The following is an 18,599-nucleotide window of genomic DNA, read 5'->3' on the forward strand; positions in this document are numbered from 1 at the left end:
CACATCCTTACAGCGCTCGAATCATCGAAATAAGGACAAGAACTACGCTACGGCAAGAGGAGATTATTCATGACGGATGTCAGAACATTGTCTTTCGACGAACTGGTTGAAGAGATTTTTGAGCCGGGCTCCCCGAATTTCCTCCGATCGGAACTTGACGATTCATTGCGTACTAGTCCCTGGTCTTTTGATGCAGGAGCAGAACCATTCTTTTCGAAGCTTCCGAGTACGATATATTTCAGCACGTCGGGCTCGACCGGTAGCCCAAAGGTTATTTCAAAGACACTTCGTCAAGTCGATCTGGAGGTTGCGGCAGTCTCTGGCTGTATGCCAGCGACTCCGAACGAGGTGATTTCCTTTGCTCCTGCGAATCATGCTTTCGGGTTTTTCTGTGGTCTCGCGTTCGCCCTTCGGCATGGCATTCCCTATCAGTATTGCCCCATCTCTTTGGGCATCGGTCCGATCAATCGGTCCGAAAGACAGCTCCTCATCGTTGCTTTACCAGCGGCATACAAGGCGATCGAGCGCGACAGGGATAAGCTCTCGGGCAACGAGCATACGACGATCCTGCAATCGGGCGGCCCGATCTCAACGGCGTATGTCGATGCCATCGTCGACATGACGAACCTTGCGGTCGATGGAGTAGAGATTTACGGATCGACCGAGGCGGGTGCGATTGCCCATCGGCGAACATCGTCATTTCCGAACGACTGGGAATTGTTTTCAGACGTGGAGGTGCTCCCCAATCGCACCGAGGCTGACCTGCTGACCGAGCTTATTGTATCCGGTCCCCGATGTGTTCAGCCTCGGACGAGCGCAGCCGAAGCGATTACGAACGTTCTGCCTCACGTTCGCACTGGTGATCTGGTGCGGTTCACGGGTGAGCGCCACTTCGCTCTCTGTGGTCGGCTGGACCGGGTGATCCAGATAAACGGCGCAAATACCGATCTTGATTTTCTTCAGGAGTTTCTTAATCGGCGATTTTCGCAGGCTGAGTTCTATGTCGCTGCCGCATCCGACACACTCCGCGGGGCTGGGTTTGTCGTACACTTTCACTGCAGGGGCAGCCGATTTGTCATCCAACGGCTTTGGAGAGAAATTGGCCGGGCGCTGCACGAGGAATTTCCGCGCAACGTATATCCCCTGGAGATTCACTACAGCACATCGCCTTTCCGGAAAAGCTCGGCTGGGAAGATCACTGGCCCTCTGTCAGCTGAGGTGTCGAACAGAGTGGATGTCGCATAATCATAAACTCTAAGACAGAGGTTTTTAAATGCAATATCGGCGTTTGGGCCAAACATCTCTCAAAGTGTCTGCGCTTTCCCTAGGGACTTGGCTCAATCTCTCTACAAAGATTTCGGGAAACGATGCGCATGACTATATCAATCATGCGCTTGAAGCTGGCGTCAATCTGATCGATACGGCAGAATCATATGAAGGGGGAGACGTGGAGCGGTTGATTGGAGACGTCCTGTCTACGGGTCCCTTTCCACGCGATGCTTACTGTATTTGCACAAAAATCTATTTCGGCGCTACAACTCGGGAAAACAGGGCAATGCTTCGGCCGACCCAGAAAGGTCTGAGCCGCAAGCATATCTTGGAGGGATGTGACGCTTCGCTTCACCGACTACAGACCGATTACATCGATATCCTGCTCTGTCACCGTTACGATCCCGACACCTCACTTGAGGAACTCGCGTGGACAATGCACAGTCTCGTCTTCCAAGGCAAAATTCTTTACTGGGGAACGTCCGAGTGGCCGCCTGAGGAAATCGAACGCCTGATCGAGATCGCAGGGAAAAACCATCTCATTGGTCCAAGTATCGAACAACCCCAGTTGAATGTCGTGCATCGGGACACTTATAAACGGCTCGTTGGCTGGGGCGGAGCGGTCTCCGCACTGGGATTGATGACTTGGTCCCCGCTCGCTTCAGGCATCTTGTCCGGTCGGTATGGTGAGCGACCGGACGCTGAGGGCCGGTTGAACGATCGGAGCACGAGTTGGGTCCAAGCTCTTGCGTTTGGCAAAAACCGCAGTCGTATTCTCGCATTGTCGAAGGTGCTGACCCGCATAGCGGGCGAGCTTCAGATAAGTCCTGCACAGCTCGCTGTTGCCTGGTGCCTCAAGCAGCCCATGGTGTCCACTGTGATTATAGGCGGGAGCACCCGTGAGCAACTCGTGGAGAATCTAGGCGCCACGGAAAAAGTGGATCTTCTGACAACTGATATCATGCAAGCAGTTGAAAGTGCAGTGTCATCGCGGATAGTTGAGAATGCGGTCGGGGGCTGCTGATTGTGGCCGGGGAGCCTTTCTGCATGATGAGGATACGCAGAGAATGCTGACACGAAGGGATGCATTTCTTGGAACGGCGGCAGCGCTCACGGTTGCGGCATTCGATAGATCTTCGAATGCGCGTGGTTTCCCACAAGCACGAACTGATTTGCTTCTAAGGGCGCGTGAGCTTCGGGAAAAGCACCACGCCTTTCTTGCCATATCCGATCAAGGCTTGGGTAACGTGCGTGATGGCCCACTGTCCGGAATTACAGTGTCGGTCAAAGATGACCTCTTCACCAAGGACCTCCTGACGACAGGAGGGTCGCAGGCTTTCTCCGAGTTTACGCCCGCCTATGATGCCGTTCCGATTGCTCGACTTCGGCGTGCGGGCGTCGATGTGTTCGCAAAATGTAATCTGGCAGAGTTCGCGATGCACGTCCGACCCTGGAGCCCGTTGGGAGGAGAGTGCCTAAATCCTATTGATCGATCTCGCACCGCTGGTGGGTCTAGTGGCGGTTCAGCCACCGCTGTCGCGGCTGGCGTCGGGGATGCTTCCATCGCGACCGACAGTGGGGGCTCGATCAGAGGACCCGCAGCCTTTTGCGGGGTCATCGGATTCTGCCCCTCAAATGGAAAAGTGCCCAAAATAGGCAGTTTCGGCACGAACCTCTTTTTCACGGGCATCGGCAGTTTCACGCGCACGGTCGAACTCACCGCAAAACTGCATTTCCATATGGCAGGTTACGATCCCACCGATCCGGAAACCTTGCCAGCGCGGGATGAACTTGACGTCGAGGCCACACACGGAGGAAGCCACCCAACTCGGTTCGCATGGGTTACAACCTTTGATCCGCAATGCCCTCCGGACAGCGACGTACTGAAGATCACTCGCGATTCGGCTCAACAGATATCGCGTGGGTCGATATCATCATCGCTGCAGCAAGAGACGATCGACATGAGCCCCTATCGCGCCGCTTTTGGTGTAATTTCGGATGCGGACAGGCTTTCTCAAATGGGGAGAATGGGTTCGCTGAAGCAGCAGCATCTGTTCTCGGCCGAGACCCGTGAGCGTCTCGAGCGGGCCCGCAAGCGGACAGGTAGCGAATATTCCCTTGCAATGTATGAGCGGGGGCTGGCATCCCTCTACTGCTCAGAGATCTTTCAAAAGTTTGATTTCATACTCTCGCCGACTGTTCCGATGGTAGCACCGCGCATCGCGGAAATTGAGGGGAGTCCCGATTTCGCCCAACGTTACCTTTCAAACCTCTGGTGGACCAACTTCGTTGGGTGTCCGGCGATCACCATTCCTGCCGGCGTCGGTAGCAACGGTCTCCCGATCGGACTACAGATTGTTGGTCGGCCAGATGATGATGACAACCTTCTACGGATCGCCGCTCAAGCGGTCAAAGCGTTGTCATGAGAAGAAGGGGCCGCGATTGGACGATCTTCCACGGTTCCATGCGACGCTCTGGACTTAACCAATCCCTGGCCGCCGTCGCGATGGTTCTGTGTTGGTCATCGGGCTTTCTAGTCGCGAAGGCGGCAAGTCCGTTTTCAGAGATTGGCGTTTTCCTTTTGTTGCGGTTCTCGATAGCTGTTTGTTTCTTCACGGTTTTGAGTGCTGTTTCTCGCGCCACTTGGCCCAGCAGGGAGCACTTTCTGTTGCACTGTCTTTCCGGTGCCTTGCTTCAGGGGGGCTATTTAGTCGCTGGTTATCGCGCCGTCGAAACCGGTTTGAGCGTAGGTGCCATGACTCTAATCGGAGCATTCCAGCCCACGATTACCGCCGTCGTCGTGAGCCTTCTGTCGGGTTCGCCACCACGAGTTCTCGTTTGGCAAGGGCTTCTCGTCGGAACGCTCGGTGTGTTCATGGTGCTCGGGCCTCAGTTTTCGGCTGCGGATCAGGAGGCGAATTGGGTTGGATACTCTGCTGCAGCCATAGCGGTTGTCTCAGTGACGCTGGGAACATTGTTGCAAAGTAAGTTGCTCAATCAATGCGATCTGGCACCTGCGGGCGCGCTGCAAAATATTGGAGCCGCGGCGGTGGCTCTGTCGGCGGCAACATTTTGGGATCTTTGGTCCTGGTCATCTCATCCCGTGCTTTGGATCTCACTTTTTTGGGCATCAATGGGATTGTCGGTAGGCGGGTATGCTCTCCTTCTCTGGTTGCTCCGAAGTCAGGATATCGTCAGCGTGACATCGCTGGTTTTGTCAACGCCCCCGATCGCGGCGGCATCGAGCTTCATCATTTTCGGAGAAACACTGACCCCTGCTCAAATCACTGGAATGGCAGTGTCCATAGTTGGGGTTGTTATAGTCAGGCGGTCACTGCAGCAACCGCCTGGAAAGATCTGATCCATCATCGACGCGCGGGGAATTAAATGGGTTACCCGAATGCCAGCATCCGCCCGCAGAAGATTACCATGCCCCATATCGCTATAGATGCTGTGCCGAGAAGCTTGCATCCAATGGCGGTATCTGGAACTCCCCGTCTTAAGGCTTGATGCAGGAGAATAGCATTAGCTCCTGCGACAACAATGAGGCCTATTTTCACGAGGAAATACGAGCTGTTCGCGTATTCTCGCGCTGCTGGCGCGAACAGCAAGAGGCCGCTCGCGACGGCAATCCCGAAACCTGTGAGCGCCATTGGAATTAGGGTTGAGCGTATGGTTTGCGTTCTCAAATTCTTGGCTATCCCTATAAGGCCGAGATCAACAGCTGTGATGGTCCCAAAAAGCATGGCAAGGCCCACAAGGTGTACCCAGCTTGCAATCGGATAGGCCCAAACAGAGCTACGAAACTGCAGTACAGGTTGCCATGTTTCAACAAGGTGCAAGTAGGCATCCATTGCCGCTTACCCCCTTGGAAGACCGCTGCATCCCGCCGGCAATGCGACCGACTGCTGGCGAACACCTATCCCATCAATCACGATAAGTGCCGGCCGTGAAACGTTCTTCTCGGAACATGAGGGAAACGCGACAGCCTGAATCTCGTCGCCGACTTTGGGCACCCGAGGCATTCCCCAACTCATCGACCGGTTGATCGGTGCGAGATCGAGCGTCCATTCGCCAATCGTCTCGGGCGCTGCGGTTTTTGCGAGCACCTCATCAAAGCCGAGCTCACGAAGCTCAACGGGAACGGGCAACTGAGCGAGCGATGCTGGAATGGCAGCAGACAGTACATCGATGACGATCTCAGGATGCGGATTACGCCAAACCACGGCTGTGATCTTCCCACTTAGGTAGATCGGGCGATCGGTGGCATAGAACCCCCAACCATGATGAGCTTGGGTGGGTGACGCGGTAAGCATCATGGTCACCGCGATATATCTGAACAGCTTCATTGCTTTACCTCCATCAATGGCCTTAAGCGGCTAATGGAGTATGCGACATCCTATCGATACCATCGATGGTCATCTAGGAATTATTCGATATCAATTTTGATATTAGTCTGCTCTTTGCCGATTGCTCTAAGGTGGTTGATAAATTTGTTTAAGGGTGTATTCCGCCGTCGCGCATCCCAGAAAGCGGCAAGTTGGATGTTCAAATCCCTAGGATAGGGCTCTATTTTTAACCTCTTGGTACCGGCAACGTGAATAGCGGAGGACTGTGATTGAACCAGACTGATGCCCAAGCCGGCCGCGACAAGAAAAAGCTGTGTCTGAAGTCGTGACGCTTCATGAATGACGGAGAATTCGTGTCCTGCAGCGTGACAAAGTTCGCGGATCTTCGCATATAAAATAGGGCCCTGTCTTTCAGGGAACATGATAAACTGCTCACGAGCCAATTGACCGAATTCTACTTTGTCGTGTAGGGCAAGATAATGTTCCTCTGGAACGATGGCGTCAAAGGTATCTACCAGGAAGACGTCTGATTTAATTCGGCTGTTTGGCGCTATAGGCGGATGACCGAGACCTATATCGAGATGGCCGTTGTCGAGCAGTTGGATCTGCTCGTTGGTTGTCGCTTCGCGGAGTTCGAAGTGCGTATTGTCGATCGTGGTTGATAAGCGGATAGCCTTGGGCATAAGCATGTACGAGGCTGCGGAGACGAATCCTAGTCGAATGAGATGGCGTTCCTTGGCGGTTGCCAACCGCGCCTGTTGAACCGCTCTCTGTTCCGATTTTAGTATTTCACGAGCCTCGACAAAAAATGCTCGACCGCTGTCGGTCAATGAAACCTGCCGACTGGTTCTGTCGAAAAGCCTCACCCCGATTTCGCTCTCTAGTTTTGAGATCGACCTGCTGAGGTGAGGCTGGGCAATCCCGAGCTTTTGCGCGCATTGGCCGAAATGTAAAACCTCTGCCAGTAGGACAAAATGTCTGAGTTGTGCGAACTCCATATCTATACCCAAATCTGTATCGAATGATAATTTTGTAGGACATTGCAGTATGGACAACAAGCCACAATAGTTGATCTGCTTGGGCGGGCCACGGCGCTAGGTGGGTGAGCGCACTCTTGCTTGTCTTATTGGCAAACGGTGCCTCGCTAAGGATTCGAGGTCATAATTGAAAGCTCCACCGCGCGGCTGTTTTCGCGTCCGTTCACCCTCACCAGAAAATTGAGAAGATGCTCATGATCAATACATTTATAATTTCTATTTTAGATATTTAGGCCCCCCCGCCGGCGAACATGTTCATGACGTAATTCGATGTCTCGTGCGGCGAGGACAGGAGCGCGCGCTAAACGCGCCGGCGTGCCCGTAGCTGTGAAGCACCGGCAGGGCAGATTCATGAATTTATCCAAACTCAGCGGAATCGACGACGTCGAGATCGCACTGCGCGCGAGCCAGTGCTCGCGCTGAATGGTAGCTTCGAGCAAAAGTGACGATGAGACGAATTTCAATAAGCGTACAAGATGATGAAGATATGCCGAGCCGCCGTGCGTCGAGAATACCGCTCATTGCTCTGAAACAGGCAATTGCCGTAGCCGAATATCTCAACTTCCGGCACGCGGCTAACTGGCTCGGCGTGAGCCAGTCCAGCGTAAGTACCCGGATCAAGGCATTGGAAGAGGATCTTGGCATCTTGCTATTCGAGAGGCGCCATCGCGGAGTGAGGTTGACCGCGGCGGGACGCAGCTTCATAGCGGAGGTCGCAGCTGGCATCGAGCATCTCGATCACGCCATCATGACGGCTGGCGCAATTTCGATTGGCACAATCGGGCGTCTATCCATTGGGTTACATTCATCAATCGCCGCTGGCTTCCTCGCTGACCTGCGCCGCCGCTATCGGGGGAGGTATCCGAACATCGAACTTGTGATCACCGAGGGGCCGTCGGCAGACACCATCCGGCAAGTCCGAGAAGGCGTGCTTGACGTCGCTTTCGTCCTAGGCGCGGTGGATTGGGGAGACTGCCATTCCCGCCATACCTGGACCGAGGCGTTTGTGATTGCCGTTCCGTCCGACCATCGGCTCGCTGTGGCCGGGCATGTCAGATGGCAAGATCTAACATCAAACCTTTTCCTTGTCCGAAGAGGCGGTGCTGGACAAGAGGTGCAGAACCACATCGTCAGGCGGATCGCCGAACAGGGAAAGACGCCGAACATTCGCCGCTTCGATGTTGGGCGCGACACCTTGATGCACATGGTTGCTGATGGCGACGGGATCACACTGACGACCGATGCTGCCACTCATGTGCCATTTCCCGGCGTCACGTTCCTTAAGATCGCCGATGAAAAGGAGCGTGCGCGGTTCAGCGCGGTATGGTCGCCACATAATCGGAGTTCGGCGCTGAGGCATCTACTCGATATCGCAGCCGAGATGAGCAAATAGGATCAAACTTGCCTGACGCAAGCTAAAGACCCCGCATCCCAGTTGGCCAATTGCGGCACTCTTCTTTACGCGCTGAGTTGGTCGAGGATATCGGCTGGTCGAATATCGAGTGCACCGGTAATATCGAGAAATTCAATGACATCGATCCGCCGTTCGCCGTTTTCATACTTAGCGACGAAGGATTGCGGTTTGTTCAGCCGGTCGGCAAGCTCTGCTTGAGTCAGATTTCTATCCTTACGCGCTGCCGAGAGTAGGGTCTGAAGGAGTTTCTGGCGGGGCGAGCGCAAGGATTTCTGCATTCGGAACGGCTTTCCATTGAAAAAGGGGAGCCAATCCGCTAATCCTGATTCAGGATTATCCCATTTCAGGATTGCTGTTTCCGTAGGTCCGAGGGAGGACCGCCAGATGCGCGTCAAACCCGAACTCGATCCTGACGTCGATGACCTAGCCCCCACGGAGCCGGACGTGTCGCTCTATGACGAAGCGCATTTCGTCACCTATCTGCGCCTGCTGGACGCCGAGACCGATGGCGCCGACTGGACGGAGGTCGCGCGGATCGTGCTGCATCGCGATCCTGTCGCGGAGTCCAAAAGGACGAGGACGTGCTGGGAAAGTCATCTCGCCCGCGCGCAGTGGATGACGAAGATCGGCTATCGTCGCATCCTCGAACAGGCCATCGAAGAAGCGCGCTCTGCACCGCGCGAGCAACCATGACAGGCGCGCCGGGGCAAGCCAGCGCAGGCCGCGATCAGCAATATCTCGCCTACGCAGAAGCCTATACCGAAGCAGCCAAGAGGTTGGCCGACCGTGCGGATGATATGGATGTGGTGAGCACGCCGTTCTTTCATCTCGTCGCCCACGCCCTGGAACTGATGCTGAAAGCCGTGCTCAGTTGCCAGGGGCGCGATGAGGAAAGGCTGATGATGATGGGGCACAGCCTTGAGCGATGTTACGCCCAGGCGATCCGGGGTGGCGCAGACCGTCTTGAGGACGAGGATCTCGCCGCGTTCGTGGAAGCGCTGGATCAGCCTCACGCAATGCAGGCGCTTCGCTATCCGCAATGGCTTCACGGGCCTATGCCCGAACCGGCTCAAGCGGTGCGCCTGTTGAGCCGACAACTCGACATCGTGAGGACTTGGCTGGCAAACGAGCACTGAACACCGCGACCGCCGCCTCCGCAGACCGTCCGATTTCTACGCCATGGTATCCGGCAGCACGCCTTTTGGTCTTTCCTGTTGCCTATCGCGAAACCGCCTATTCTCTGATCGGCTCCGTCTCTTTTGCCGATTGGAGCCTGTATGTCGGGAAGCCGTGTCCTCTGGGGCCAGATCACCATCGTCGCCACCATCGTGTTGGCGACGATCTGGGGCGCGACCGAGTGGACGGCGTGGCGGCTCGGGTTTCAGGAGCAACTCGGCGCGCCGTGGTTCGAACTGGCCGGCTGGCCGGTCTACTATCCGCCCGCCTTCTTCTGGTGGTGGTATTCCTACGACGCCTATGCGCCCGCAATTTTCGTCGAGGGCGCGGTCATCGCTGCGTCGGGCGGTTTCCTCTCCATCGCCGTCGCCATCACCCTGTCGATCATCCGGGCGCGCGAGGCGAAGAACGTCGCCACCTATGGCTCGGCGCGTTGGGCCTCCCCCGAGGAGGTGAAGGCGGCCGGTCTGCTCGGCCCGGACGGCGTGGTGCTCGGCAGGATGGAGCGCGACTATCTGCGCCACGATGGCCCGGAGCATGTGCTGTGCTTCGCGCCAACCCGCTCCGGCAAGGGCGTCGGCCTCGTCGTGCCGACCCTGCTGACCTGGCCGGGCAGCGTCATCGTCCACGACATCAAGGGTGAGAACTGGGGGCTGACGGCCGGTTTCCGCGCCGGGCATGGCCGCGTGCTGCTGTTCGATCCGACCGATGCGAAATCTTCCGCCTACAATCCGCTGCTGGAGGTCAGGCGCGGCGATTGGGAGGTGCGCGACGTCCAGAACATCGCCGACATCCTGGTCGATCCAGAAGGCGCGCTCGACAAGCGCAACCATTGGGAAAAGACCAGCCATTCGCTGCTGGTCGGCGTGATCCTGCACGTCCTTTATGCCGAGCCGGACAAGACGCTGGCCGGCGTCGCCAACTTCCTCTCCGATCCGAAGCGGCCCATGGAGGCGACGCTGCGCGCCATGATGTCCACGCCGCATCTGGGTGAAGCCGGCGTCCATCCCGTCATCGCGTCGTCGGCGCGCGAACTGCTCAACAAATCCGACAACGAGCGCTCGGGCGTGCTGTCCACCGCCATGTCCTTCCTCGGCCTCTATCGCGATCCCGTGGTGGCGAAGGTGACGGCGCGCTGCGACTGGCGCATCGCCGATCTCGTCTCGGGTAAGCGGCCGGTCAGTCTCTACCTCGTCGTGCCGCCGTCAGACATCGCCCGCACCAAGCCGCTGATCCGCCTGATCCTCAATCAGGTCGGGCGGAGATTGACCGAGGAATTGAACGCTTCCGCCGGTCGCCATCGGCTGCTGCTGATGCTGGACGAGTTTCCGGCGCTGGGGCGGCTCGACTTCTTCGAGTCCGCCCTGGCCTTCATGGCCGGCTACGGCATCAAGAGCTTTCTGATCGCGCAGTCGCTGAACCAGATCGAGAAGGCGTATGGCGCGAACAATTCGGTGCTCGACAACTGCCATGTCCGCGTCGCCTTCGCAACCAATGACGAACGCACCGCCAAGCGCGTGTCGGACTCGCTCGGCACCGCGACCGAAATGCGCGATTCCACCAACTATGCCGGCCACCGGCTGTCGCCCTGGCTCGGCCATCTTATGGTCTCGCGGCAGGAGACGGCCCGGCCGCTGCTCACCCCTGGCGAGGTGATGCAGCTTCCGCCCACCGACGAACTGCTGCTGGTCGCGGGCGTGCCGCCGATCCGGGCGAGGAAGGCGCGCTATTACGAGGATGCTCGCTTCAAGGAGCGGTTGCTGCCACCGCCGGACCTGTCCGCCGGGGTCAAGGCGCCGAAAGCGCCGTCTGGCGATGACTGGTCGGCCCTGACCATTCCGGCACCCGTGGCGTCGTCCGCTCCGCCGCCGCCCGACGCCGCCGCGACCGATCCCGCCAATGCCGGCATCCGCCGCGAGCCGGAACTGCCCGAGCATGAGGAGATCGTTCCCGACGAACGCCCCGTGGCCGGCGAGTTCGACGTGCTCGACGACGAACCGGATGTGGACGCCGCCAAATCCCGCACCATCCGCCAGCAGGTCACATCCGTAGCCCGCCAGGCGACGATGGACCCCGCCGACGGCATCGAACTGTAAGGAGACGCCGCCATGCAGACCAAGACCCGCATGAACGTCTATTTCGAACCCGACCTATTGAAGAAGGTCGAGGCGTTGGCGCTGCGCCGCAACGTCTCCAAGTCGGCCGTGATCGAGGCGGCCGTCGCGTCCTTCCTGTCGGCCGATGCCTCCGAGCGGCTGGAGGCGGTGTTCGCCCGACGCATGGACAAGCTCGGTCGGCAGGTCGATGGCTTGGACGAGGATCTCGCTATCCTCGGGGAGACGCTGTCGCTGTTCATCCGCTTCTGGCTGACCGTGACGCCGCCGCTGCCCGACAGCGCCCAGGCGTCGGCACGAGCAAAGGGCGCAGAGCGCTTCGACGGGTTTCTTCAATCGCTTGGCCGGAAGCTCGCGACCGGCGATCGGTTCCTGAAGGAACTGTCGCGGGATATAGATCGGACTGGCAAGGACTTATCCCAGGTCGACTAGGGTTGACGCGCTGGTTGAGCCACATTCACCTCAAAGACGGCGGGATGTGTCTGATTTTCTCAGAAAAATCCGTCACCTCAGTGGCCGTATAACGCAGGTTCACTCGTTCCAATGACGCCGGATTATCACGAAGAGACTCGCCTTTTCGCCATTCATGCGATGGTCGAATAGGGCGCGGCACAAATCCCCCACCACAATTCGGGCACACATTGTGAAGTTTGGTCTCGACACAATTCTCGCAGAATGTGCATTCGTACGAGCAGATACGTGCATTCTCTGCATCAGGTGGCAGGTCGATATCGCAATATTCGCAGTTTGGTCTTAGCTTCAATGCCATCTCGCGTCTCCAATCATTAGACACAAGGCGTATCAGTCTATATTTTGGCAGGAATGACAAAGACCCCACCATTCTCGCCAAACATGTCAAGAACCGTTGAGATTCTGGCTTTTCCGAATGTGCAAATTCTTGATGTCACAGGACCACTCCAGGTCTTCGCCTGTGCCAACGAGTTGACCAAGGCGAAGCGGCTGTCGCCGCCCTACGCGCTAAAGGTGGTCTCGCTGTATGGCGAACCAGTCGTCTGCTCGGCAGGACTGCCTTTGATAACGGAACATTTGCCCGAAACGCATGCATCGCTTGATACACTGATAATACCCGGTGGTCTGGGCGTCGATGATGTCATGGCAGAGGCGAATCTCGTCGCATGGATTCATTCACGTGCCCTAGCCTCACGCAGGACGGCCTCGATTTGTACAGGGGCTTTTCTGGTTGCTGCTACCGGCCTCTTTGATCATCGTCGCGTGGCAACTCACTGGGAGCGGTGTCAGGATCTCGCTCACCGCTATCCGTCTATTACGGTCGAAGCGGATCCGATCTTTGTGAAGGACGGCTCAATGTGGAGTTCCGCTGGCGTCACAGCCGGCATCGATCTCTGCCTAGCATTGGTGGAAGAAGATTTGGGGCGCGATCTTGCTTTGGCGATAGCGCGCGACCTCGTTGTGTATCTGAAACGCCCAGGCGGACAGGCACAATACAGTGCCACGCTTTCTTTTCAGCGCTCGCATCGTTTTGCTGATCTGCACGATTGGATGCGAAAAAACCTGGCTGGCGAACTCAGTCTCAATCAGCTCGCGACGCATTGCGGCATGAGCGAGAGAAGCTTCAGTCGGCGCTATGTCGAGGAGACCGGCACAACGCCAGCCCGCGCGGTGGAACACCTTCGGATCGAAGCAGCGAGAATACTTTTGAGCAGCACGAAACTCCCGGTCAAGAGTGTGGCGAAGCGGTGCGGGTTCCAGAACGAGGAAACGCTGCGCTGCAGCTTTACTCGACTTTTATCTACATCGCCGCAGGACTATCGCAAAAGTTGGAATGTGGACTGAGATAGTCTGAGGAACGACATTCTCCGGACGAAATGCAAAACCGATTATATACTGATCCCGCCGACTGCCGCCTTTTCTTCGCTATGGCCGCCGGGAATTAGATACTTGTTGAATCGGCCAAACTTCCGGCTCTTTTAATCATCCCCGTCCGGGGAGCGTCTGTGTCGTCCCCGGCGAGATCGGGGATCGGATGGCGGTATCGCACCAGAATTCGGAGAGTTTGACGCGAGGCGCGCGGATGCTGCGCACCGCGCTCGGCCCCGCCATCGCGCGATTTCTGGAAGACCCCGCCGTCGTTGAGGTGATGCTGAACCCGGACGGGCGGCTGTGGATCGACCGCCTGTCGGAAGGCTTGTCCGATACCGGTGAGCGGCTCGCTCCCGCCGATGGCGAACGCATCGTGCGGCTGGTTGCCCATCACGTTGGCGCCGAGGTGCATGCTGGCGCGCCCCGCGTTTCCGCCGAGTTGCCGGAAACCGGCGAACGCTTTGAGGGACTGCTGCCGCCGGTCGTTGCCGCCGCGACCTTCGCCATCCGCAAGCCCGCCGTCGCTGTCTTCACTCTCTCCGATTATGTCGGGGCCAGCATCATGACGCAGGACCAGGCCGAGGTGCTGCGGCTGGCGGTGGAGAAACGAAAGAACATTCTGGTGGCCGGCGGCACATCCACCGGCAAGACGACACTTACCAACGCGCTGCTGGCCGAAGTCGCCAAGACTTCCGATCGCGTGGTGCTGATCGAGGATACCAGAGAGCTGCAATGCGCGGCCCCCAACCTCGTGGCGCTGCGCACCAAAGATGGCGTGGCATCGCTCTCCGATCTGGTGAAGTCATCGCTGCGCCTGCGTCCGGATCGCATTCCGGTCGGCGAGGTGCGCGGCGCAGAAGCCCTCGATCTCCTGAAAGCCTGGGGCACCGGCCATCCCGGTGGCATCGGCACAATTCACGCCAATACGGCGATCGGCGCCCTGCGGCGCCTTGAGCAGCTCGTACAGGAAGCCGTCGTCACGGTTCCCCGCGCGCTTATCGCCGAAACCATCGACATCATCGCCGTTCTGTCCGGCCGTGGCGCTGCCCGCCGCCTCGTGGAAATCGCTCTTGTCGACGGACTCGATCCCGTCTCCGGCGATTACCGCACCCTCAATGCTCACCTTTCTCCCGCTCACCAACCTCTCCCGAAAGGAGACCCGCAATGAATACGTCTGTCTCGTCTGTCCTTCACCACTCCCGCAATCGTCTTGTCAATGCGACGGCGCTTGCCTCTAGCACGCTGCTAACGGCGGCACCCGCGCATGCTTCCGGCTCGTCCATGCCGTGGGAGGAGCCGCTGCAGCAGATCCTGGAATCCATCGAAGGGCCGGTCGCCAAGATCGTCGCGGTGATCATCATCATCGCCACCGGCCTGGCGCTCGCGTTCGGCGACACGTCCGGCGGCTTCCGCAAGCTGATCCAGATCGTCTTCGGGCTGAGCATCGCGTTTGCGGCCAGTTCCTTCTTCCTGTCGTTCTTTTCCTTCGGCGGCGGAGCGCTGGTCTGATGGTGGGTGGCTTTCAACAGGAAGACGAGGTGCGTGGTTTCTACGCCACCGTGCATCGTTCGCTGGCCGAACCGATCCTTCTCGGTGGTGCTCCTCGGGCGGTGGCCATCGCCAATGGCACGCTCGCGGCTGCAGTCAGTCTCGGCCTCCGCCTGTGGATCGCCGGACTGGTGATCTGGGCCATCGGCCATTTCGCGGCCGTCTGGGCTGCGAAACGCGATGCGCAATTCGTCGATGTCGGGCGCAGGCACCTGCGCTATCCGGCGCACATGGGCGTGTGAGGATTTGCCGATGATGAACCTCGCAGAATATCGCAAACGCTCATCACATCTGGCCGACTTCCTGCCTTGGGCCGCTTTGGTCGCTCCGGGCGTCGTCCTGAACAAGGACGGGTCGTTCCAGCGCACCGCCCGGTTTCGCGGTCCGGATCTCGACAGCGCCACACCAGCGGAACTGGTCGGGACCACGGCGCGGCTCAACAATGCGCTTCGCCGCCTAGGGTCGGGCTGGGCGATCTTCGTCGAAGCACAGCGCAATCCGGCCACCGACTATCCGGAAAGCCTGTTTCCGGATTCGGCATCTGCGCTGCTCGACATAGAGCGGCGCGAACAATTCGATGAATCCGGCCTTCTCTACGAGAGCAGCTATTTCCTGACCTTCGTGTGGCTGCCGCCTGCGGAAGAAGCCTCGCGCATGGAAAGCTGGCTCTACGAGGGCCGGGAGAAAAGCGGTGTGGATCCATGGGAACTGCTGAACAGTTTCATCGACAGGACGGATCGTGTCCTCCATCTCGTGGAAGGCTTCGTTCCGGACGCCGGATGGCTGGATGACGCTGAGACGCTCACCTATCTGCATTCGACCATTTCCACCAAACGCCATCGTGTCCGTATTCCGGAAACGCCGATGCACCTCGATGCGCTGCTGGCAGATCAGCCTTTGGCCGGCGGCCTGGAGCCGAGGCTTGGCGACTTCCATCTCCGTACGATGACGGTGATCGGGTTTCCGACGGTCACCTTTCCCGGCATCCTCGAAGATCTCAACCGGCTGGCCTTTCCCTATCGGTGGAGCACCCGGGCGATCATGCTCGACAAGACCGACGCGACACGGCTGGTGACGAAGATCAGGCGGCAGTGGTTCGCCAAGCGCAAATCCATTGCCGCGATCCTCAAGGAAGTGCTGACCAACGAGCAATCGGTGCTGGTCGATAGCGATGCCGCCAACAAGGCAGCCGATGCCGATGCAGCCCTGCAGGATCTCGGCTCCGATCAGGTTGGTGAAGTCTACGTCACTGCCACGGTTACGGTCTGGGACACCGATCCGGCGATCGCCGACGAGAAACTCCGGCTGACGGAAAAGGTCATTCAGTCACGCGACTTCACGGCAATCATCGAAAGCGTCAATGCCATCGAAGCATGGCTCGGCAGTATTCCCGGCCAGACCTATGCCAATGTCCGCCAGCCGCCGATCTCGACGCAAAACCTCGCCCACATGATCCCACTGTCCGCGGTCTGGGCGGGGCCAGCGAAGGACGAGCATTTCGACGCCCCGCCGTTGTTTTATGCCCGTACCGAAGGATCGACGCCGTTCCGGTTTTCTCTGCATGTCGGCGATGTCGGCCACACCATGATCGTCGGCCCGACCGGTGCCGGAAAGTCCGTGCTGTTGGCGATGATGGCCCTGCAGTTCCGCCGCTATCTCCGTTCCCAGGTCTTCGCCTTCGACTTCGGCGGAAGCATAAGGGCCGCAACGCTCGCCATGAATGGCGACTGGCAGGATTTGGGCGGTTCGCTCTCCGACGAGACATTGCTTCTTAATGCCGTGTCACTCCAGCCGCTCGCCGGGATCGAGGACACGCCGGAACGTGCATGGGTCGCCGACTGGCTTGTCGATATCCTGATCCGTGAGGGCGTCACCATCACGCCTGATATCAAGGAATATCTCTGGACGGCGTTGACGTCCCTGGCTTCTGCACCGGCAGCGGAGCGAACCGTCACTGGCCTGACGGTGCTGTTGCAGTCGCAGGCACTCAAGCAGGCTTTGCGGCCTTATTGCATCGGTGGCCCCTACGGTCGCCTGCTCGATGCCGAAATGGAATGGCTTGGAGACGCGTCGGTGCAGGCTTTCGAGACGGAAGGACTGATCGGCACGGGAGCAGCACCCGCCGTCCTTTCCTACCTGTTCCACCGGATCGAATCCCGTTTTGACGGACGGCCGAGCCTGCTCATCATCGACGAAGGCTGGCGGGCACTGGATGACGGCGGCTTCGCCCAGAAGATCAAGGAATGGCTGAAGACGCTGCGCAAGAAGAATGTCAGCGTCGTCTTCTCTTCGCAGTCGCTTGCCGACATCGAGGCCTCGCCGATCGCGCCCGTCATCGTCGAAAGCTGTCCGACGCGCATCTTCCTCGCCAACGAGCGGGCTGTCGAGCCACAGATCACCTCTGTCTATGAGCGCTTCGGGCTCAATGCGCGCCAGATCGAGATCATCGCAAGAGCGACCCCGAAACGGGACTATTATTGCCAGAGCCGCAGAGGCAACCGGCTGTTCGAGCTGGGCCTTGGCTCCGTTGCGCTGGCGCTTTGCGCCGCATCGACCAAGGCTGACCATGGGGTGATGGACGAACTGATCCGTAAAGGTGCCCGGGCCACCTTCCTCGAAGCCTGGCTCGAGGCCAACGGTCTGCGTTGGGCGTCCGACCTTATTCCCGATCTTGCCAACGTCATCGATCAGTCCGCGCCGACGGTCCGACCGTTTGCCGATGACCCGTCCGAACAGGAGGTTACACCATGAAGCATTTATCCCTGGGCGTTAGCTTGCGCCGTGTACTCGCCACCGGTGCTCTTGCCGTCACATTGGCATCCAGACCCGCATCGGCGCTGATCGTCTACGACCCGACGAACTACAGCCAGAACCTGCTTTCGGCCGCCCGGGCGCTGGAGCAGATCAATAACCAGATCACGTCTCTTCAGAACGAAGCGCAGATGCTGATCAATCAGGCGAAGAACCTCACCAACCTGCCGACATCGGTTCTGTCGCAGATCGAGGACAACTTTTCCAAGATGAAGGGATTGCTCGGGGAAGCTGATCAGCTTGCCTACGATGTTCAGAACATCGAAGAGCAGTTCAACGCCACCTATCGCGATTTTGCCAGCGGTGACCAGACGGCAATGCAGCTTGTCTCGGCAGCGCAACAGCGCTGGCAGCAATCGGTTTCCGCATTCGAGCATTCGCTGAAGGCGGGTGCCGTCGCGGTCGACAATATCGAGGGCACACAAGCGCAGACCAGCGAACTGGTCGATGCCAGCCAGTCGGCGGCTGGTGTGCTTCAGGCAACCCAGGCCGGCAACCAGCTCATGGCCGTGCAGGCGAGACAGATCGCCGATTTGACATCCATGCTGGCCGCGCAGGGCAGGGCCAGTGCGCTGGAGCAGGCACGCGCTGCGGCGGCACAGGAACAGGCCCGCGAGCAGTTCAGCCGCTTCATGACCGGTTCGGCCTATAGTCCGTCCAGCGTCCGCATGTTCCACGATTGAGGAGCACGGAGACAATGGACCTTAAGATCGCCGCCCGGATACTTGCCGTCTTCGCACTTGGTGCGGGGCTGACCGCCGCAATCGTGGCCCTGCAAGATGAAGACGCAGCCGATGCAAAAGCCCCCAGTATCGGGCGTCCGGGCGGCGAGCCTGTCAACACTGGGCTCGCGCGCTGCCGCGACCTTGGCGTGGCCGCTGCCGATGACGCTGCCTGCCGCAATGCCTGGGCGGAAAATCGCCGCCGGTTCTTCGCAACCGATCGGCCGGTCGCGCCGAAGACCGGCGAGGTGCCGTCGCCGTGAAAGTAGAGATGAAGCGCTACATCCCCTTTCGGAGACAAGTTTCTCCATCTCTCT

Annotated in this window: 21 protein-coding genes; 16 read left to right on the forward strand and 5 right to left on the reverse strand. The window is 58.5% G+C overall.

The window, feature by feature from the left end; translation table 11 throughout:
* Positions 1-69 precede the first annotated feature (69 nt).
* The 4 genes from FS819_RS17595 to FS819_RS17610 all read left to right on the forward strand — a co-directional run bounded on the left by FS819_RS17595 (position 70) and on the right by FS819_RS17610 (position 4,630).
* Positions 70-1,245 (forward strand): AMP-binding protein, encoded by a 1,176-nt coding sequence (locus FS819_RS17595; protein ID WP_156629768.1) that lies wholly within the window; start codon positions 70-72, stop codon positions 1,243-1,245.
* A 28-nt stretch (positions 1,246-1,273) separates the two neighbouring features.
* On the forward strand, positions 1,274-2,293 hold the full coding sequence (locus tag FS819_RS17600; RefSeq protein WP_156629767.1) for an aldo/keto reductase: 1,020 nt from the start codon (positions 1,274-1,276) through the stop codon (positions 2,291-2,293).
* A 43-nt stretch (positions 2,294-2,336) separates the two neighbouring features.
* Positions 2,337-3,695 (forward strand): amidase, encoded by a 1,359-nt coding sequence (locus FS819_RS17605; RefSeq protein ID WP_197434073.1) that lies wholly within the window; start codon positions 2,337-2,339, stop codon positions 3,693-3,695.
* A gap of 80 nt (positions 3,696-3,775) precedes the next feature.
* The gene (locus tag FS819_RS17610; RefSeq protein ID WP_234889340.1) at positions 3,776-4,630 is read left to right on the forward strand and encodes a DMT family transporter; all 855 of its coding nucleotides are present in this window, start codon (positions 3,776-3,778) and stop codon (positions 4,628-4,630) included.
* Between the two features lie 31 nt (positions 4,631-4,661).
* On the opposite strand, the gene FS819_RS17615 is transcribed toward FS819_RS17610, so the two are convergent.
* From FS819_RS17615 to FS819_RS17625, 3 genes are all read right to left on the reverse strand, one after another.
* Complete coding sequence (locus tag FS819_RS17615; protein WP_156629764.1) at positions 4,662-5,123, reverse strand: hypothetical protein; 462 nt, start codon at positions 5,121-5,123, stop codon at positions 4,662-4,664.
* Positions 5,124-5,129: 6 nt separating this feature from the next.
* A complete protein-coding gene (locus FS819_RS17620) occupies positions 5,130-5,618 on the reverse strand; it encodes a DUF6152 family protein (RefSeq protein WP_156629763.1) in 489 nt (162 codons plus the stop codon).
* Positions 5,619-5,698: 80 nt separating this feature from the next.
* Complete coding sequence (locus FS819_RS17625) at positions 5,699-6,616, reverse strand: LysR family transcriptional regulator (RefSeq protein ID WP_156629762.1); 918 nt, start codon at positions 6,614-6,616, stop codon at positions 5,699-5,701.
* 487 nt (positions 6,617-7,103) lie between these two features.
* On the opposite strand from FS819_RS17625, the gene FS819_RS17630 reads away from it, so the two are divergent.
* The gene (locus FS819_RS17630; protein ID WP_234624749.1) at positions 7,104-8,048 is read left to right on the forward strand and encodes a LysR family transcriptional regulator; all 945 of its coding nucleotides are present in this window, start codon (positions 7,104-7,106) and stop codon (positions 8,046-8,048) included.
* Between the two features lie 65 nt (positions 8,049-8,113).
* On the opposite strand, the gene FS819_RS17635 is transcribed toward FS819_RS17630, so the two are convergent.
* A complete protein-coding gene (locus FS819_RS17635; protein ID WP_156629761.1) occupies positions 8,114-8,347 on the reverse strand; it encodes a helix-turn-helix domain-containing protein in 234 nt (77 codons plus the stop codon).
* A 106-nt stretch (positions 8,348-8,453) separates the two neighbouring features.
* On the opposite strand from FS819_RS17635, the gene FS819_RS17640 reads away from it, so the two are divergent.
* From FS819_RS17640 to FS819_RS17655, 4 genes are all read left to right on the forward strand, one after another.
* Positions 8,454-8,762 carry a DNA -binding domain-containing protein gene (locus FS819_RS17640; protein ID WP_156629760.1) on the forward strand — a complete coding sequence of 103 codons (309 nt, stop codon included), beginning with the start codon at positions 8,454-8,456 and terminating at the stop codon, positions 8,760-8,762.
* Complete coding sequence (locus tag FS819_RS17645; RefSeq protein ID WP_156629759.1) at positions 8,759-9,205, forward strand: hypothetical protein; 447 nt, start codon at positions 8,759-8,761, stop codon at positions 9,203-9,205. The genes FS819_RS17640 and FS819_RS17645 overlap by 4 nt, the downstream gene beginning before the upstream one ends.
* 141 nt (positions 9,206-9,346) lie before the next feature.
* Positions 9,347-11,341, forward strand: a complete 1,995-nt coding sequence (locus FS819_RS17650; protein WP_156629758.1) for a conjugal transfer protein TraG — start codon at positions 9,347-9,349, stop codon at positions 11,339-11,341.
* Positions 11,342-11,353: 12 nt separating this feature from the next.
* A complete protein-coding gene (locus FS819_RS17655) occupies positions 11,354-11,791 on the forward strand; it encodes a ribbon-helix-helix domain-containing protein (protein WP_156629757.1) in 438 nt (145 codons plus the stop codon).
* A 25-nt stretch (positions 11,792-11,816) separates the two neighbouring features.
* Here the strand turns inward: FS819_RS17655 and FS819_RS17660 are convergent, their stop codons facing one another.
* Positions 11,817-12,128: a DUF1272 domain-containing protein gene (locus FS819_RS17660; protein ID WP_156629756.1), complete on the reverse strand. Its 312-nt coding sequence runs from the start codon at positions 12,126-12,128 to the stop codon at positions 11,817-11,819.
* A 53-nt stretch (positions 12,129-12,181) separates the two neighbouring features.
* Here FS819_RS17660 and FS819_RS17665 point away from each other — a divergent pair, with 53 nt between their 5' ends.
* The 7 genes from FS819_RS17665 to trbK-alt all read left to right on the forward strand — a co-directional run bounded on the left by FS819_RS17665 (position 12,182) and on the right by trbK-alt (position 18,545).
* The gene (locus FS819_RS17665; RefSeq protein ID WP_156629755.1) at positions 12,182-13,174 is read left to right on the forward strand and encodes a GlxA family transcriptional regulator; all 993 of its coding nucleotides are present in this window, start codon (positions 12,182-12,184) and stop codon (positions 13,172-13,174) included.
* Positions 13,175-13,364: 190 nt separating this feature from the next.
* Positions 13,365-14,369 (forward strand): P-type conjugative transfer ATPase TrbB, encoded by a 1,005-nt coding sequence (trbB, locus tag FS819_RS17670; RefSeq protein WP_156629754.1) that lies wholly within the window; start codon positions 13,365-13,367, stop codon positions 14,367-14,369.
* The gene (locus FS819_RS17675) at positions 14,366-14,710 is read left to right on the forward strand and encodes a TrbC/VirB2 family type IV secretion system protein (RefSeq protein ID WP_156629753.1); all 345 of its coding nucleotides are present in this window, start codon (positions 14,366-14,368) and stop codon (positions 14,708-14,710) included. The genes trbB and FS819_RS17675 overlap by 4 nt, the downstream gene beginning before the upstream one ends.
* Positions 14,710-14,991 (forward strand): VirB3 family type IV secretion system protein, encoded by a 282-nt coding sequence (locus tag FS819_RS17680; RefSeq protein ID WP_006724616.1) that lies wholly within the window; start codon positions 14,710-14,712, stop codon positions 14,989-14,991. Before FS819_RS17675 ends, FS819_RS17680 begins: the two co-directional genes overlap by 1 nt.
* Positions 14,992-15,001: 10 nt before the next feature.
* A complete protein-coding gene (gene trbE / locus FS819_RS17685) occupies positions 15,002-17,500 on the forward strand; it encodes a conjugal transfer protein TrbE (RefSeq protein ID WP_156629752.1) in 2,499 nt (832 codons plus the stop codon).
* The gene (gene trbJ, locus FS819_RS17690; protein WP_156629751.1) at positions 17,497-18,243 is read left to right on the forward strand and encodes a P-type conjugative transfer protein TrbJ; all 747 of its coding nucleotides are present in this window, start codon (positions 17,497-17,499) and stop codon (positions 18,241-18,243) included. Before trbE ends, trbJ begins: the two co-directional genes overlap by 4 nt.
* Before the next feature lie 14 nt (positions 18,244-18,257).
* The gene (gene trbK-alt / locus FS819_RS17695) at positions 18,258-18,545 is read left to right on the forward strand and encodes a putative entry exclusion protein TrbK-alt (protein WP_156629750.1); all 288 of its coding nucleotides are present in this window, start codon (positions 18,258-18,260) and stop codon (positions 18,543-18,545) included.
* Positions 18,546-18,599: the final 54 nt, after the last annotated feature.

It is taken from the genome of Allorhizobium sp. Av2 (genome assembly GCF_021462805.2).
Classification (GTDB): Bacteria; Pseudomonadota; Alphaproteobacteria; order Rhizobiales; family Rhizobiaceae; genus Allorhizobium; species Allorhizobium vitis_G.